The following is a 15,026-nucleotide window of genomic DNA, read 5'->3' as shown; positions in this document are numbered from 1 at the left end:
TTCGAAATGCCACCACCCGAACCGAAAGTAACCCCCGACCAGCCCGAGGCGTCGTTCAGCGAGCGCTGGGGCAATCGCCTGGGGGTGGGTTTCATGCGCCTGCTGGCCCGTTTGCCCCTGAGCTGGGTTCGGGGGCTGGGCTGGCTCATGGGTCAGGTGCTGCACGCGGTTGCTTCCCGCCGCAGGCGCATCGCGCGCACCAACTGGGCGCTGTGTTTTCCGCAGGACAGCACCATCGAACGCCATCAGGCTGTGCGGCGCCACTTCGTGCTTTTTGCGCAGGCCTGGCTCGACCGCAGCTGGCTCTGGGAGGGCCATGAGGCCACGGTGCGTGCGCGCCTGAAGGTCGTTGGCGCCACGCACGAGCTGCATGGCGACCAGCCGGTGCTCATGCTGGCGCCCCATTTCGTGGGCATGGACGCAGGCGGGACGGCGCTGGCCCTGCTGGAGCCTCGCCCGTATGCGTGCATCTACCTGTCGCAGATCAACGAGGATGTGGATCAGTGGATCCGCACCGGGCGCCTGCGCTTCGGTACGGTGCGGCTGATCGAGAAGCAGCAGGGGCTGCGGACCGTGGTGCAGTCGCTGCGCTCGGGGGAGGCGCTGTACCTGCTGCCTGACATGGACCTCGGGCCGGAGGAGTCGATCTTCGTTCCGTTCTTCGGCGTGCCCACGGCCACGGTGCCTACCTTGCCTCGCCTGGCCCGGCTCGGTGGCGCCAAGGTGGTGCCGGTGGTGACCCGGTTGACTCGGCGCGGCTACGAGGTCGAGGTGATGCCGGCCTGGCCAGGCTACCCCGGACCCGATGCCGCGGAAGACACCGCGCAGATGAACCGCCGCCTGGAAGGCATGATTGCGCGGATGCCCGAGCAGTACTACTGGGTGCACAAGCGATTCAAGACCCGTCCGCCTGGAGAGCCCTCGCTTTACGGCGGAGACTGAGCAAGGAAGTCGCCCAGCAGGGCGGCCACTGGCTGAGGTTGCTCGTGCACGAGCCAGTGAGTGGCCTCGGGCAGGGTTTCGATGCGCAGGTCGTGCACGAAGTCCCCCAGGCCGTCGAGCAGCGCCACGGGCAGGGCGATGTCACCCAGTCCCCAGATCACCAGTGTCGGGACCTTCACCACGACCTTGTCATGCGGAATCTGTACCGCAGCGGCGCCCGCGTCTTGTGCGGTGGGTGGACGCAAGGGCGAGGCGGCGTAGTAGGCGCAACCACCCTGCAGGCCCCGGCGCCAGACGGCTCGGTAGCGGTCGCGGGTGGCGGCGTCCAGCCACGCTGCGGGCCCGCTGTCGGCGGCCATCTGCGTGAAGAAGGGCCACAGGCGGGCAAAGTCGTTTTCGGCCAGCAGTTCTGCTGCGTCGGGGCGAGCCAGGAAATTCATGTACGCGCTGCTGGCCTGCTGGGCCGGTGAGCGGGTCAGTTCGCGCGCAAAGGTGGCGGGGTGCGGTGCATTGAGGATGGCCAACCGGCGCAGAAGCCCTGGATGTTGTGCGGCCAGAGCCCACGCCAACGCACCACCCCAGTCGTGAGCCACCAGGCAGGCCAGTTGTCCGGGGCTGGGGCTGTCCTGCGTGATGGCGTCGATCAACGCGCGAAGATCCTGCAGCAACGGTTTGACTCGGTAGGCGGCCACCTCGGCGGGCGCACTGGATCGTTCGAAGCCACGCAAATTGGGCGCCACACAACGGTAGCCCCCCTGTGCGGTTTGGGCGAAATGGTCGAGCAGACCATCCCATACAAACGCGGCTTCCGGAAAGCCGTGAAGGAAAAGCAGGATGGGGCGGCCGGGCTCACCCGAAGCGCGGCAACTCAGCGTGATGCCGTGGGGCAGAGGCAGGTCGAAGGTCTGGATCATGCGGGCACTCTGGTGGGCCCGCAGGGCTCAGTCCAGCGCGGGCGGCTCGTCTTGGGGAACAGGGGTGGCGGCGGGCGCGCCAGCCTCGTGGGTCCAGCGCCAGAGCATCTGCGCCACCTCGTCCAGCCCTTTTTTCTTCAGGGCCGAGAAGAGTCTGGCTTCGCCGCCGCCAGACTGCAGTCGCGCAATCGACAGCGCCTTCTGGGCCTCGGCGTGGTTGAGCTTGTCAGCCTTGGTGAGCAGCACCAGGAACTTCAGTCCTTCTTCCACTCGAGGCCGGATCACCTCAAGCAGGATCTCGTCGAGCTCGGTGAGGCCCAGGCGCGGGTCGATGAGCAGCACCACGCCCCTCAGGTTTTCCCGCGTGAGCAGGTAGTTGCCCATCACGCGCTGCCACCGCAGCTTGGCTTCGCGCGGGACGGCGGCATAGCCGTAGCCGGGCAGGTCCGCCAGAACCGCGTCGGTGATGCCCTGTTTGCCAAGCGAGAACAGGTTGATGCTCTGCGTGCGCCCGGGCGTTTTGGAGGCGAATGCCAGGCGTTTTTGCTGCGTCAGGGTGTTGATGCAGGTGGACTTGCCAGCGTTGGACCGGCCCACGAAGGCCACTTCCGGTACCGTGAGCGGTGGCAGGTGTTCGAGCTGTGGGGCTGTGGTGAGGAAGCGGGCGGTGTGCAGCCAGCCGTGGGCAATCTTGGGGTCGGGGCAGATTCCAGCTTTTGGGGGGCGGAGCTTGGGGTCCTGGGCGTGCTCGGTGGATGGAGCGGTCGGTTGGGCTGGAGTGGGGTGTTGGGTCATTTGGGGGTTTTCCCGGTGGGACATTGTAAAATTGATTGGCTTTGTCCAGACAACCCGCGAATTTCCTCAACCAGAACCCGTCGCCGCCGACGCCCGCCCCGTCATGAAATTGCCTGTCTCCCTTCTATGTGCCGCTGCCGCCGCAGCCCTGTCATTCAGCGCCCAGGCGCAGCCGGTCAAGCCCGACCTGGCCAAGGGAGCCGCTTCTTTCGGTCAAGTCTGCGTGGCCTGCCATGCGGCAGACGGCAACTCCACCACGCCGGCCAACCCCAAGCTGGCGCAGCAGCATCCCGAATACCTCGTCAAGCAACTGCAGGAGTACAAGTCGGGCAAGCGCGACAACGCCATCATGAAAGGCTTCGCATCCGCACTGTCTGACGCCGACATGCGCAACATCGCCTACTGGCTGGCCGATCAAAAGGCCAAGGGCGGCGCTGCCACCGACAAGGACCTGGTGAAGCTGGGCGAGCGCATCTACCGTGGCGGCATTGCCGACCGCCAGATTGCCGCCTGCGCAGGTTGCCACAGCCCCAACGGCGCTGGCATTCCGTCGCAGTACCCCCGCCTCTCGGGTCAGCACGCCGAGTACACCAAGACCCAGCTGGAGCACTTCCGCAGTGGTGCTCGCAAGAACAACGCCCAGATGACCGGCGTGGCCGCCAAGATGAACGACCGCGAAATTCAGGCGGTGTCGGACTACATCGCCGGCCTGCGCTGACACCCTGGCAGCACCAGCTTGCCCCCGGAACGTGCTGGAGATATAAGGCGGCATTGATATTTAACGGCACAATGCGCCAGATGCCTCCGGCGTTGAACCGTCAGCCAGAAATCACATCACATCAAGGCGGTTCCGGGTTCACCGGAACCGCCTTTTTTCTGTCCCGCTCGTCCCACGCTTCATGACCGTCACCACCCAAGGCCTGCAAATCCGTTCCGGCTCACGTTTTGTGAGCGAGGTGGTGGAGTTGCTTTCGTCCATGCGGTTCGCCATTTCGCTGCTCACGGTGATCTGCATCGCCTCGGTGATCGGCACAGTGGTCAAGCAGCACGAGCCCTTCATCAACTACGTGAACCAGTTCGGCCCCTTCTGGGCCGACGTGTTTTCCAGTGCTCAGCTGTTCGCGGTCTACAGCGCCTGGTGGTTTCTGCTGATCCTGGCGTTTCTGGTGGTCAGCACCAGCCTGTGCATCGCTCGCAACACGCCCAAGATCTTTGCCGACTACAGGGCTTACAAGGAAAACATCCGCGAGCAGAGTCTCAAGGCGTTCCCGCACCGGGCCGAAGGTTCGCTGGCGGAAACACCAGAAGCGGCCGCCAACCGCATCGGTCAGACCCTGCTGGGGTCGGGCTGGAAGGTCAAGCTGCAGTCGCGCCCGGCGCCGGAAGGCACCGGCTGGATGGTGGCTGCCAAGGCGGGCACCGCCAACAAGATCGGGTACCTGGCCGCGCACAGCGCGATCGTGCTGGTGTGCATTGGCGGCCTGCTCGACGGCGACCTGGTGGTGCGTGCGCAGATGTGGTTCAACGGCAAGACGCCGTTCACCGGTGGTGGCCTCATTGCCGATGTGCCCGCGCAGCACCGGTTGGCCAGCAACAACCCCACGTTCCGGGGCAATCTGCTCGTGACCGAGGGCACCACCGCAGGTACTGCCATCCTGGCTCAGCCCACGGGCGTTCTGTTGCAGGACTTGCCGTTCACGGTCGAACTCAAGAAGTTCATCGTGGAGTACTACGAGACGGGCATGCCCAAACTGTTTGCCAGCGAGATCGTGATCCAGGACAACGAGACCGGCGAGAAAAAGGAGGCGCGTGTCGAGGTGAACCACCCGGCGAGCCACCGTGGTATCAATATCTACCAGTCCAGCTTCGACGACGGAGGCTCGCGCGTGAAACTGCAGGCCGTTCCGCTGAACCGACCGACCCGGGCTTTCGAGATCGAAGGCACCATCGGCAGTTCCACTGCATTGAGCAATGGCGCCGATCAGCTCACGCTGGAGTACACCGGTTTGCGTGTGATCAACGTCGAGAATTTCGCTGGATCGGGTGGCGGCGCGGGCACCGACGTGCGCAAGGTCGATCTGCGCAGTTCGATCGAAAGCCGCCTGGGTTCGGGCCACAAGACGGTGACCGAGAAGACACTGCGCAACGTGGGACCGAGCATCACGTACAAGCTGCGCGACGCGGCAGGTCAGGCGGTGGAATACCACAACTACATGCTGCCGATGGACATCGACGGTTCACGCATGTACCTGCTGGGTCTGCGCGAAACCCCGTCCGAACCGTTCCGCTACCTCCGGATCCCGGTCGACGAAAAAGACGCCATGGATGGCTTTGTCCGGTTGCGGGCCGCGCTGGACGATGGGCAGATGCGACAGGAAGCGGTGCGCCGCTACGCGGTTTCGGCCGTGGAGGGTGGCAGGCCAGAGCTTGCCGAGGCGCTGGCCGCTTCGGCTAGAAGGGCGATAGATCTGTTTGCTGGTGTGGAAACGGTGCAGGCGCCTGCCGTTGCGATGCCAGCCAACAGTGTGGCACCCAAGGACGTCCGAGGTGGTTTGCAGGCGGTCTCGGCCTTTCTGGAAGCCAACGTGCCTGCGGCCGAACGCGAACGCGCGAGCGAAGTGCTGGTGCGCATCCTCAATGGCACGCTGTTCGAATTGATGCAAGTCAGCCGCGAGCGTGCGGGTCTCGCCCCGCTGGAACGCAGCGAGGCCACGCAGCAGTTCATGGCGCAGGCGGTGATCAGCCTGAGCGACACCTTCTTCTATCCAGCGCCCATGACTTTTCAGCTCAAGGATTTCACCCACGTGCAGGCCAGCGTGTTCCAGGTCGCGCGCGCGCCTGGGCAGAACATCGTCTACCTGGGTTGCCTGTTGCTCATCCTCGGAGTTTTTGCCATGCTCTATGTCCGCGAGCGTCGCCTCTGGGTGTGGCTCTCGCCCGCTGGTGAGCAGGGCTCAAAAGCCTCCATGGCCCTTTCGTTGAACCGCAAGACGATGGAAGCCGACCGCGAATTCGACCTGCTGAAGACCCAATTGCTCAAGGTGCATCCATGAATACCGCCACCGCCTCACAGACGATCGAACTCAAGAAGGGCCAGGGCACCAACGGCCTGCAGCCAGGCTACTTCGCCCGGCGCAATGTCTGGGACTGGCTGTTCGCTGCGCTGGTGGTGCTGGGTGCCACCTGGGCCTTCGCACGCTACAACGCCGCCATGGATGGATACGAGAAAGCCATACTGGTGGGCGCGGTGCCGGCCATGGTCTGGCTGGGCTGGTTCTGGCGGCCGCTGCGCGCTCTGGCGGTGGTGGTGGCGGCGCTCTCGCTGCTGGCGATCTGGCTCTATATGACGCCCGCAGGCACTGCCGACCTGGCGCGCGCGGACCAGGTGTTCCTGCTCAAGTACTTCATTTCCAGCCAGTCGGCCATTCTGTGGATGAGCGTGCTGTTTTTCATGAGCACCGCGTTCTACTGGGTCGGCATGGTGCAGCGCGCAGGGGGCGCTTTCGAGCTGCTCGGCTCGCGCCTGGCCTGGGTGGCCGTGACGCTGGCGCTGGTGGGCACCATGGTGCGCTGGTTCGAGAGCCATCAGATCGGACCGGACATCGGGCACATCCCGGTCAGCAACCTCTATGAAGTGTTCGTGCTGTTCTGCTGGATGACCACCGCCTTCTACCTGTATTACGAAGACCAGTACCAGACCCGCAGCATGGGCGCCTTTGCGATGCTGGTGGTCAGCGCCGCCGTGGGCTTTCTGCTCTGGTACACCGTGGTGCGCGAGGCGCATCAGATACAGCCGCTGGTACCGGCCCTGCAAAGCTGGTGGATGAAGTTGCACGTGCCGGCCAATTTCATCGGTTATGGCACCTTTGCCATTGCGGCCATGCTGGCCTTTGCCTACCTGATCAAGCAGAGCGCGAGCGAGAGCCGCTGGTACAAGCTCGCTCCCCTGTGGCTGCTGGGCGTGGTGCTGTGCTTCGAACCCATTGTGTTTCGTCAGACGGCGGCGCAGAACGGCGGTAGCTACTGGTTTGTCTACTTTGGCGTTTCTGCGCTGATCGTGGGCACCATCATCTTCGGGCGCCGCCGCATTGCGGACCGGCTGCCCAGCTTCGAGGTGCTCGACGACGTGATGTACAAGGCGATCGCCGTGGGCTTCGCGTTCTTCACCATCGCCACCGTGCTGGGCGCTCTCTGGGCCGCCGAAGCCTGGGGAGGCTACTGGAGCTGGGATCCGAAGGAAACCTGGGCCCTGATCGTGTGGCTGAACTACGCGGCCTGGCTGCACATGCGTCTCATGAAAGGCCTGCGCGGTACCGTGGCGGCGTGGTGGGCGCTGGTGGGCCTGGCCATCACCACGTTTGCCTTCATCGGCGTGAACATGTTCCTCTCGGGCCTGCACAGCTACGGCGAGCTCTGAACCGGTTCTGCCGGAACTTTGTAAGAATCGCGGCTGTCCGACGACGGACGAAGACTCGGCGCGGCATCCTCCGCGCCCGGATTCACCCAGCAAGGACCGTCCCATGATCATCCGCACCGGCCACAACGGTTTCCAGCATCCGCTGCCCAGCGAGATCACGCCCCAGGCAGCCTACCTCAATCGAAGGCAGTGGCTGGAACGCAGCGCGCTGAGCGCCGCAGCCCTCGGGATTGCAGGTGGCTGGGCCAGCCGCGATGCCTGGGCTCAGGCGGGCACGCCCAGGCCAGGCAAGCTGGCAGCCATGCCCGGCCGTGCATCCGCCGTGAGCGGCGCGCGCACCATGGAAAAGCTCACGTCCTATGAGGATGCGAGCGGCTACAACAACTACTACGAATTCGGCACCGACAAGGCCGACCCGGCGTCCGCCGCCAAGACGCTCAAGCCGCGTCCCTGGACGGTGGCGGTGGACGGCCTGGTGAACAAGCCGGGCAATTTCGATCTGGACGCCTTGCTCAAGCTCAGCCCGATGGAGGAGCGTATCTACCGGCTGCGTTGTGTGGAAGGCTGGTCGATGGTGATTCCCTGGGTGGGCTATTCGCTGTCTGAACTCATCAAGCAGGTGCAACCCCAGGGGGGCGCGAAGTACGTGGAGTTCCACACCCTGGCCGACCCCAAGCAGATGCCGGGCCTGCGCTCGAATGTGCTGCAGTGGCCCTATGTGGAAGGCCTGCGCATGGACGAAGCCATGCACCCGTTGACCTTGCTCGCCTTCGGCATGTACGGCGAGGTGCTGCCCAACCAGAACGGCGCACCGCTGCGCCTCGTGGTTCCCTGGAAGTACGGCTTCAAGAGCGGCAAGTCGCTGGTGAAGATTCGCTTCACCGACAAGGAGCCGCGCACCGCCTGGAATGTGGCGGCGCCCCAGGAGTACGGCTTTTATTCCAACGTCAACCCGCAGGTGGACCACCCGCGCTGGAGCCAGGCGACCGAGCGCCGCATTGGCGAGGAGGGCGGCCTGTTCGCCAAGCGCCGCCAGACGCTGATGTTCAATGGCTACGAGCCTCAGGTGGGCCAGCTCTACGCCGGCATGGACCTGCGCAAGCTGTATTGACGGGATGCGGCCCGCTGGCTCCCGCGTCAACCGGTGTATTGGGCACTGGGCCGCCAAGCCGCTGGTGTTCGTTGCGGCCATGCTGCCTTTCGCCTGGCTGGTGTGGGCGGCCTTTGCCAACCAGCTCGGTGCCAATCCCGCTGAGGCGCTGATCCGGTCCCTGGGCGACTGGACGCTTCGATTCCTGGTGATCGTGCTGGCGATCTCGCCCTTGCGCGTGATCGGCGGCTGGCCCGCGCTGGCCCGCTGGCGTCGCATGCTGGGCCTCTACGTGTTCTTCTACGCCTGCATGCACCTGCTCGCCTACGCCTGGTTCGACATGGAGTTCGATGTGGCCGGCATCCTGGCTGACATCGTCAAGCGGCCGTTCATCCTGGTGGGGTTCCTGGCCTGGCTGATGTTGGTGGCCCTGGCGGCCACGTCCTTCAACCGCGCCATCCGCACGCTGGGCGCCCAGGTCTGGCAGCGGCTGCACCGCCTGGTGTATGCGGTGGCTGGTCTCGCTGTTCTGCACTTCTTCTGGATGCGCAGCGGCAAAAACGACTTTGCCGAGGTGGCGGTGTATGCCGCGATCCTTGCGGCTTTGCTGGGGTGGCGCCTGTGGCGCCGGTTCAGGCCGGCGGCAGCGGGCGCTCCAGGCGGAGCTGGTCGGCAGCCGTCTCACGGGAACGGATGAGCGTGGCCTGGTCACCGCTCACCAGCACTTCGGCGGCCCGGCCGCGCGTGTTGTAGTTGCTGGCCATGCTCATGCAATAGGCGCCAGCCGAGAGCACAGCCAGAAAATCGCCGGCGCGCACCGAGAGCGCCCGGTCGCGCCCGATCCAGTCGCCGCTCTCGCACACCGGGCCGACCACGTCCCAGGTGGTGCTCGGCGCACCGTCGCGCGGTGCCAGCGGCACGATGCGGTGAAACGCTTCGTACAGCGCCGGCCGTGGCAGGTCGTTCATGGCCGCATCAACAATCAGGAAATTCTTGTGCTCCCCGGGCTTGAGGTAAAGCACCTCGGTGAGGCACGCTCCCGCGTTGCCCACCAGTGAACGTCCCGGCTCGATGTAGATGGCGCGTTCGCCAAAGCCCCGCGCGTCAAGACGTTGCAGCAATTGACCCCAGAGCGCGTCGGCTGCCGGTGGCGCATCACCCTGGTAGTCGATGCCCAACCCACCGCCGAAGTCGATGTGCTCGATGGCGATGCCTTCGGCCTCGATGCCTTGCACCAGGTCCAGGATTCGGTCCATGGCGTCCAGGTAGGGGCCCGACTGCGTGATCTGCGAGCCAATGTGACAGTCGATTCCCACGACACGCAGGCCGGCGCAATCCGCCGCATGGCGGTAGGTGGCGATCACGTCTTCGTGCGCGATGCCGAACTTGTTGCCTTTGAGGCCAGTGGAAATGTAGGGGTGCGTTTTCGCGTCCACGTTGGGGTTCACACGCACGCTCACCGGCGCGCGCAGACCCATGTCGCGCGCCACTTCATCAAGCACGTCGAGCTCAGCGCGACTCTCTACATTGAAGCAGCCGATGCCCAGGCGCAGTGCCTGCCGCATTTCCGCCCGCGTCTTGCCCACGCCGGAGAAGATCACGCGGGCAGGATCGGCACCTGCGGCCATGGCGCGTTCGAGTTCGCCGCCCGAGACGATGTCCAGCCCGCAGCCTGCCCGCACCAGGGTCTGCAGGATCGCCAGGGACGAATTGGCTTTCATGGCGTAGCAGATCAGATGCCTGCGTCCTGCGAGCCCTCGCTGGTATGCGGCGAGCGCAGTCAGCATGGCCGCCTGGCTGTAGACGAACAGAGGCGTGCCATGCTCGCGCGCCAGCCGCTCGAGGGAAACACCCTCGACCATCAACTGGTGGTTCTGGTACGCGAAGCAAGTAGGCAGTGCCGAGGTCGGCAGGCCGGAGGTGGTGGTCATGCGGGCAGCGTGTTGGCGTCAGCGAGGCGCCGCTGGAGCGGGCGTGCTGGCAGGTTTGTCTTTTCCAGAGTTGTCGGGTGCCGGGAGATAGAGCGGACCCTTCTGGCCGCAGGCCGACATGCCCATCGTGGCGACCAGACACAACGCCGCCATGGCCATGCGGCGCGAGGGGGCCGCACCACGGCCTAGAATGCTTTTCAACTCAGACATCCAGGCATTGTAATGACCGACACCGAGTACCAGGACCAGGCCGAAGCGCTGCTTCGGTCCATTGAATTGGCCTGCGACCGCATCAACGACGCGACCGATGCCGACCTCGACAACCAGCGGGTGGGCGGCATGATCACCGTGACTTTTTCCAATCACAGCCAGATCATCATCAACCTGCAAAAACCGCTTCACGAGGTATGGATGGCGGCCCGTGCCGGTGGATTCCACTTCAAGCACGACGGTGAAAACTGGATGGACACCAAGCAACAGGGGGAGTTCTTCGAACTGCTCAGCCGCTTCGCTTCCGAACAGGCAGGCTTGCCGCTGCGCTTCAGTTCCTGAACAGATCGAGGATGCTGCGCCGGTCCGCATTCTCCACGGGGGGCTTGATGGGCTCGTTGGTGTTGGGGTCGTACTCCATGGGCGGTGCTGGTGCGCCAGGCCACGGGTCTTGCAGGCCCAGCCCATGCACCCCCCGTCCGGGCCCAAACTCCTCGTAGTACCACTCGCCACCCACGTTGATGACACCGGACGGCGGCGTGTAGGTGGCCACATCCACGCCCTTCAGCGCCTCGGACATGAAGGAAATCCAGATGGGCAGACTCAACCCGCCGCCCGTTTCGCGGCTGCCCAGGTTGCGCGGAGTGTCATAGCCCACCCAGGCCGCCGCCACGAGCGAAGGCTGGTAGCCGACAAACCACGCATCCACCGCGTCGTTGGTGGTGCCCGTCTTGCCAAAAAGATCGGTCCGCTTGAGCGTGGCCTGTGCCCGCGCTGCCGTGCCCGAACGCGTGATTTCCTGCAGCAGGCTGTTCATGACAAAAGCGTTGCGAGCGTCGATCACGCGCTGTTCGTCTGCCAACGGGGTGGGCTGGGCGGCGTACAACACCTTGCCCTTGTGGTCGCTTACCCGCGTGATGAGGTTGGGGGCGATGCGGTAGCCGCCGTTGGCAAACACCGAATAGCCCAGCGCCATCTGCATGGGTGTGACCGATCCTGCGCCCAGCGCCATCGTCAGATACGGGGGGTGTTTGTCCGCGTCGAAGCCGAAGCGCGTCACCCATTCCTGTGCGCTCTGCGTGCCCACCAGTTGCAGCACGCGGATGGACACCATGTTCTTGGACTTGGCAAGCGCTCGTCGCACCGACATCGGTCCTTCGAACTGGCCGTCGTAGTTCTTGGGCTCCCAGGGCTTGCCGCCGGTTTCCCCGGCTGAATAGAAGAGTGGCGCGTCGTTGACCACCGTCATGGGGGTCAGGCCTTTTTCCAGCGCGGCGGAGTAGATGAAAGGCTTGAAACTGGAGCCAGGTTGTCGCCAGGCCTGCGTGACATGGTTGAACTTGCTCTTCTGGAAGTCGAAGCCGCCGATCAGCGCCACGATGTTGCCGCTGCGCGGGTCCAACGCCACAAACGCCGATTCCACCTCGGGCAACTGCGTGATGCGCCAGGCCTTGGGGCTGGTCTGTACCACGCGGATCACTGCACCCGGCCGGATCTTGATGTTGGGGCCGGCCTTCTCCGAAAGACCGGATTGCGCGGGCTTCAAGCCTTCGCCGGTGATCTCGAAGGGTTCGCCGTCTTGGCGCACGGCCAGCACTCGGCGCGGATTGGCCTCCAGCACCACGGCCGACAGCAGATCGTCGTTGTCTGGGCGGTCGGTCAATGCCTCGTCGATGGCGTCATCGCGTGCCGACTTGTCCGCGGGCAGGTCAATGAACAGCTCCGGCCCCCGGTAAAACTGGCGCCGCTCGTAATCCAGTACGCCCTGGCGGACCGCCCGGTAGGCGGCCAGCTGGTGTTTGGTGTTGAGGGTGGTCATCACCACCAGCCCACGCGTGTAAGCCTCGTCGCCGTATTGGGCAACCATGGACTGGCGCACCATCTCGGCCACGAACTCGGTGTGCGGGCGATCCGGATTGACCGTCGGCCGCAGCTTGAGCTGCTCTGCCTTCGCCGTCTCCGCCTCGGCGGTGGTGATGAACCCGTTTTCCACCATGCGGTCGATGATGTGAAGTTGACGAGCGCGGGCGCGCTTCGGATTGCGAACCGGGTTGTAGGCCGAAGGCGCCTGAGGCAGGCCGGCGAGCATGGCGGCTTCCGCGATCGTGACGTCCTGGAGCGATTTGCCGAAGTAGATCTGTGCTGCAGACGAAAAGCCGTAGGCCCGTTGTCCCAGGAAGATCTGGTTCATGTAGATCTCCAGAATCTGCTCCTTGGTGAGCATGTGCTCCAGCTTGAAGGTCAGCAGCACTTCGTAGATCTTTCGCGTGTAGCTTTTCTCCGCCGACAGGTACACGTTGCGCGCGACCTGCATGGTGATGGTGGAGGCGCCCTGGCTCTTGGCCTGGCGCAAGTTGGCCAGTGCGGCGCGGACCATCCCTCGGTAGTCGACCCCGCTGTGCTCGAAGAAGCGAGCGTCCTCAATGGCGAGCACGGCATTCTTCATGACGGCAGGGATCTGGTCGAAGGTGAGCAGGTTGCGCCGCTCTTCGCCAAATTCGCCGATCAGCTCACCATCGGCAGAGAGAATCCGCAGCGGCAGTTTGGGGCGGTAGTCGGCGAGACTGGCCACCTCGGGCAGGTTGGGGTAGGCCACGGCAAGCGCGATGCCAACCGCCATCAGCAATCCTGCAACACCAGCCACCGCCAGTCCGGCCAGACCCACCACCAAGCGACCAGCCCAGATGAGTGCGGTGCGTCCGGTCGATACTGACCTATCGGAAGAGCGAGGCGAAGAAGTGTCGTTTTTGGGCATGCGGTCGATCAGAGCGGTATTGCCGATTATAAAAATCGGGACGCCCTCCAATCGAGCGCCTGTCCGGCTTATTGTGAGTTGTTGTGAATTGGCGGGATAAGTGGCCCATGACGCAATTCACGAAGGGTGCCGAATGCGTATGCTTTTGACAACGTTTCACTTTGTCGCAAAGGCAAAAAATCTTTGCTGGACAAAGGGCTTACTGCTAGCATTCAAGTGAATTCTTAAGTCTGGCGCCGCCCGTCGTCACCATTAATGGGGGTCACCTTGATCTCATTGGGATCGTTATTCAACCGTGAACCGGCGCCCTTGCTGGGCATCGATGTCAGTTCGTCCAGCGTGAAGTTGGTGGAACTCGGCCGCAACCGGGCGGGCGACCTTGTGCTGGAGCGATGCGCCATGGAGCCGCTGGAACGCGGCTGGATTTCCGATGGCAACATCGAGAAATTCGACGAAGTGGCTGAGGCAGTGCGCCGTGTGGTGCGCAAGAGCGGCAGCAAGACCAAGCACGTGGCGTTGGCGCTGCCCGCATCGGCTGTCATCACCAAAAAAATCATCCTGCCTGGCGGGCTTTCCGACAAGGAACTTGAAGCCCAGGTGGAGTCCGAAGCCAACCAATACATCCCCTTCTCGCTGGATGAAGTCAGTCTGGACTTCTGCGTGATCGGACCCAGCGCCAACTCGGTCGGTGATGTGGAGGTCCTGATCGCCGCCTCGCGCAAGGAAAAAGTGTCGGACCGGCAAGGTCTGGCCGAAGCTGCCGGGCTCAAGCCGGTGGTGATGGACGTGGAGTCTTATGCCTCGCGCATGGCGGCGGGCCGCGTGATCGAAACGTTGCCCAACCAGGGTGTGGACTCTCTGGTGGCCCTGTTCGAAGTGGGCGCGCTCACCACCAGCATGCAAGTCATGCGCAACGACGACGTGCTCTATGAGCGCGATCAGGCCTTCGGTGGTGCGCAACTCACCCAGCTCATCGTGCGCCAGTATGGCTTTTCATCTGACGAGGCGGAGGCCAAGAAACGTTCCGGCGATCTGCCCGACGACTACCGCTCCGCAGTGCTCGACCCCTTCATCGAAAGCATGGCGCAGGAAATCGGCCGCGCGTTGCAATTTTTCTTCACCAGCACACCCTACAACAAGGTGGACCATATCCTGCTCGCCGGTGGCAGTGCTGCACTGCCCGGCTTGACGGAAGCGGTCACTCACCAGACTTCCTTCGCCTGCATGGTGATCAATCCGTTTGACGCCATGGAAATGGCCGCGTCCGTGCAGGCGCGCAAGATTTCCCGGGAAGCGCCGTCCTACCTGACCTCGACCGGCCTGGCCCTGCGGAGGTTTTACCAATGATCCTCATCAATCTGTTGCCGCACCGCGAAGCGGCACGCAAGCGCCAGAAGGACCAGTTCTTTACCCAGCTGGGTCTCTCCGCCCTTTTGGGTGGCGTCATCTGTGGAGCGATCTTCACTTGGTACCAGGGGCAGATAGCCTCGCAGCAAGGGCGCAACGAATTTTTGCAGGCCGAGATCAAAAAGCTCGAAGCAGAGATCAAGGACATCGCCAGCCTGCAGCGCGAGATTGCCTCCCTTCGCGCACGGCAGACGGCGGTGGAGAACCTCCAGGGTGACCGGAATCTGCCGGTGCACCTGCTCGACGAACTGGTTGCTCAATTGCCGGACGGCATCTATCTCAACAGCATGCGCCAGGAAAACCAGAACGTGCTGTTGGTGGGCGTGGCCCAGTCGCAGGAGCGTGTCTCGGAGTTGTTGCGCAACCTCTCGAACAGCAGCACCTGGCTGGTGCGCCCCGATCTGGTTGAAATTGTCGCGGCCAATGTGGCCGGACCCAATCGCGAGGTGCGCCGGGTGTCGAATTTCTCCATCCGCGTCTCGCTCAAGCGCCCCTCTGCCGCCGCGCCTGCAGCGCCGGGTGCCGCCCCCGCGGCGCCTGCTGCAGCCGGCAAAGTCTGATCCGG

The 15,026-nt window shown here is 64.0% G+C and carries 14 protein-coding genes; 9 read left to right on the top strand and 5 right to left on the bottom strand.

Going from position 1 to position 15,026, the window contains the following annotated elements; translation table 11 throughout:
* Positions 1 to 6 precede the first annotated feature (6 nt).
* The gene (locus AB7F11_RS02270; RefSeq protein ID WP_428291131.1) at positions 7 to 942 is read left to right on the top strand and encodes a lysophospholipid acyltransferase family protein; all 936 of its coding nucleotides are present in this window, start codon (positions 7 to 9) and stop codon (positions 940 to 942) included.
* On the opposite strand, the gene AB7F11_RS02265 is transcribed toward AB7F11_RS02270, so the two are convergent.
* Both AB7F11_RS02265 and yihA read right to left on the bottom strand, forming a co-directional pair.
* A complete protein-coding gene (locus tag AB7F11_RS02265) occupies positions 927 to 1,856 on the bottom strand; it encodes an alpha/beta fold hydrolase (protein WP_428291132.1) in 930 nt (309 codons plus the stop codon). The two genes, AB7F11_RS02270 and AB7F11_RS02265, sit on opposite strands and share 16 nt — an antisense overlap.
* Positions 1,857 to 1,883: 27 nt before the next feature.
* Positions 1,884 to 2,651: a ribosome biogenesis GTP-binding protein YihA/YsxC gene (yihA, locus tag AB7F11_RS02260; protein ID WP_428299793.1), complete on the bottom strand. Its 768-nt coding sequence runs from the start codon at positions 2,649 to 2,651 to the stop codon at positions 1,884 to 1,886.
* 103 nt (positions 2,652 to 2,754) lie between these two features.
* Here yihA and AB7F11_RS02255 point away from each other — a divergent pair, with 103 nt between their 5' ends.
* The 5 genes from AB7F11_RS02255 to AB7F11_RS02235 all read left to right on the top strand — a co-directional run bounded on the left by AB7F11_RS02255 (position 2,755) and on the right by AB7F11_RS02235 (position 8,855).
* Positions 2,755 to 3,369, top strand: a complete 615-nt coding sequence (locus AB7F11_RS02255) for a c-type cytochrome (protein ID WP_428288185.1) — start codon at positions 2,755 to 2,757, stop codon at positions 3,367 to 3,369.
* Between the two features lie 181 nt (positions 3,370 to 3,550).
* Positions 3,551 to 5,704: a cytochrome c biogenesis protein ResB gene (locus tag AB7F11_RS02250; protein ID WP_428288186.1), complete on the top strand. Its 2,154-nt coding sequence runs from the start codon at positions 3,551 to 3,553 to the stop codon at positions 5,702 to 5,704.
* The gene (gene ccsB, locus AB7F11_RS02245) at positions 5,701 to 7,068 is read left to right on the top strand and encodes a c-type cytochrome biogenesis protein CcsB (protein ID WP_428288187.1); all 1,368 of its coding nucleotides are present in this window, start codon (positions 5,701 to 5,703) and stop codon (positions 7,066 to 7,068) included. Before AB7F11_RS02250 ends, ccsB begins: the two co-directional genes overlap by 4 nt.
* A gap of 103 nt (positions 7,069 to 7,171) precedes the next feature.
* Positions 7,172 to 8,179 (top strand): protein-methionine-sulfoxide reductase catalytic subunit MsrP, encoded by a 1,008-nt coding sequence (gene msrP / locus AB7F11_RS02240; RefSeq protein ID WP_428288188.1) that lies wholly within the window; start codon positions 7,172 to 7,174, stop codon positions 8,177 to 8,179.
* Between the two features lie 79 nt (positions 8,180 to 8,258).
* Positions 8,259 to 8,855 carry a sulfite oxidase heme-binding subunit YedZ gene (locus AB7F11_RS02235; RefSeq protein ID WP_428288189.1) on the top strand — a complete coding sequence of 199 codons (597 nt, stop codon included), beginning with the start codon at positions 8,259 to 8,261 and terminating at the stop codon, positions 8,853 to 8,855.
* Here the strand turns inward: AB7F11_RS02235 and lysA are convergent.
* Positions 8,791 to 10,020, bottom strand: coding sequence for a diaminopimelate decarboxylase (lysA, locus tag AB7F11_RS02230; RefSeq protein ID WP_428288331.1), 1,230 nt, complete (start codon positions 10,018 to 10,020; stop codon positions 8,791 to 8,793). The genes AB7F11_RS02235 and lysA overlap by 65 nt on opposite strands.
* Positions 10,021 to 10,107: 87 nt before the next feature.
* Positions 10,108 to 10,299 carry an LPS translocon maturation chaperone LptM gene (lptM, locus tag AB7F11_RS02225; RefSeq protein WP_428288190.1) on the bottom strand — a complete coding sequence of 64 codons (192 nt, stop codon included), beginning with the start codon at positions 10,297 to 10,299 and terminating at the stop codon, positions 10,108 to 10,110.
* Positions 10,300 to 10,311: 12 nt separating this feature from the next.
* On the opposite strand from lptM, the gene cyaY reads away from it, so the two are divergent.
* On the top strand, positions 10,312 to 10,641 hold the full coding sequence (cyaY, locus tag AB7F11_RS02220) for an iron donor protein CyaY (protein WP_428288191.1): 330 nt from the start codon (positions 10,312 to 10,314) through the stop codon (positions 10,639 to 10,641).
* On the opposite strand, the gene AB7F11_RS02215 is transcribed toward cyaY, so the two are convergent.
* Positions 10,631 to 13,054: a penicillin-binding protein 1A gene (locus AB7F11_RS02215; protein WP_428288192.1), complete on the bottom strand. Its 2,424-nt coding sequence runs from the start codon at positions 13,052 to 13,054 to the stop codon at positions 10,631 to 10,633. The genes cyaY and AB7F11_RS02215 overlap by 11 nt on opposite strands.
* A gap of 267 nt (positions 13,055 to 13,321) precedes the next feature.
* Between AB7F11_RS02215 and AB7F11_RS02210 the strand changes: the two genes are divergently transcribed.
* Together AB7F11_RS02210 and AB7F11_RS02205 are read left to right on the top strand one after the other, a co-directional pair.
* Positions 13,322 to 14,401: a pilus assembly protein PilM gene (locus tag AB7F11_RS02210; RefSeq protein WP_428288193.1), complete on the top strand. Its 1,080-nt coding sequence runs from the start codon at positions 13,322 to 13,324 to the stop codon at positions 14,399 to 14,401.
* A complete protein-coding gene (locus AB7F11_RS02205; RefSeq protein WP_428288194.1) occupies positions 14,398 to 15,021 on the top strand; it encodes a PilN domain-containing protein in 624 nt (207 codons plus the stop codon). Before AB7F11_RS02210 ends, AB7F11_RS02205 begins: the two co-directional genes overlap by 4 nt.
* Positions 15,022 to 15,026: the final 5 nt, after the last annotated feature.

The sequence above is a fragment of the Hydrogenophaga sp. genome, from assembly GCF_050250835.1.
Taxonomy (GTDB): Bacteria; Pseudomonadota; Gammaproteobacteria; order Burkholderiales; family Burkholderiaceae_C; genus Hydrogenophaga.
Note: the sequence above shows the minus strand (reverse complement) of the source record. Positions and strands in the feature narration are given on the sequence as shown.

Excerpts from the sequence above, each read along its gene's own strand:
- AB7F11_RS02270 (WP_428291131.1), top strand. The coding sequence starts at position 7 with ATGCCACCACCCGAACCGAAAGTAACCCCCGACCAGCCCGAGGCGTCG.
- AB7F11_RS02265 (WP_428291132.1), bottom strand. The coding sequence starts at position 1,856 with ATGATCCAGACCTTCGACCTGCCTCTGCCCCACGGCATCACGCTGAGT.
- yihA (WP_428299793.1), bottom strand. The coding sequence starts at position 2,651 with ATGACCCAACACCCCACTCCAGCCCAACCGACCGCTCCATCCACCGAG.
- AB7F11_RS02255 (WP_428288185.1), top strand. The coding sequence starts at position 2,755 with ATGAAATTGCCTGTCTCCCTTCTATGTGCCGCTGCCGCCGCAGCCCTG.
- AB7F11_RS02250 (WP_428288186.1), top strand. The coding sequence starts at position 3,551 with ATGACCGTCACCACCCAAGGCCTGCAAATCCGTTCCGGCTCACGTTTT.
- ccsB (WP_428288187.1), top strand. The coding sequence starts at position 5,701 with ATGAATACCGCCACCGCCTCACAGACGATCGAACTCAAGAAGGGCCAG.
- msrP (WP_428288188.1), top strand. The coding sequence starts at position 7,172 with ATGATCATCCGCACCGGCCACAACGGTTTCCAGCATCCGCTGCCCAGC.
- AB7F11_RS02235 (WP_428288189.1), top strand. The coding sequence starts at position 8,259 with ATGCTGCCTTTCGCCTGGCTGGTGTGGGCGGCCTTTGCCAACCAGCTC.
- lysA (WP_428288331.1), bottom strand. The coding sequence starts at position 10,020 with ATGGTCGAGGGTGTTTCCCTCGAGCGGCTGGCGCGCGAGCATGGCACG.
- lptM (WP_428288190.1), bottom strand. The coding sequence starts at position 10,299 with ATGTCTGAGTTGAAAAGCATTCTAGGCCGTGGTGCGGCCCCCTCGCGC.
- cyaY (WP_428288191.1), top strand. The coding sequence starts at position 10,312 with ATGACCGACACCGAGTACCAGGACCAGGCCGAAGCGCTGCTTCGGTCC.
- AB7F11_RS02215 (WP_428288192.1), bottom strand. The coding sequence starts at position 13,054 with ATGCCCAAAAACGACACTTCTTCGCCTCGCTCTTCCGATAGGTCAGTA.
- AB7F11_RS02205 (WP_428288194.1), top strand. The coding sequence starts at position 14,398 with ATGATCCTCATCAATCTGTTGCCGCACCGCGAAGCGGCACGCAAGCGC.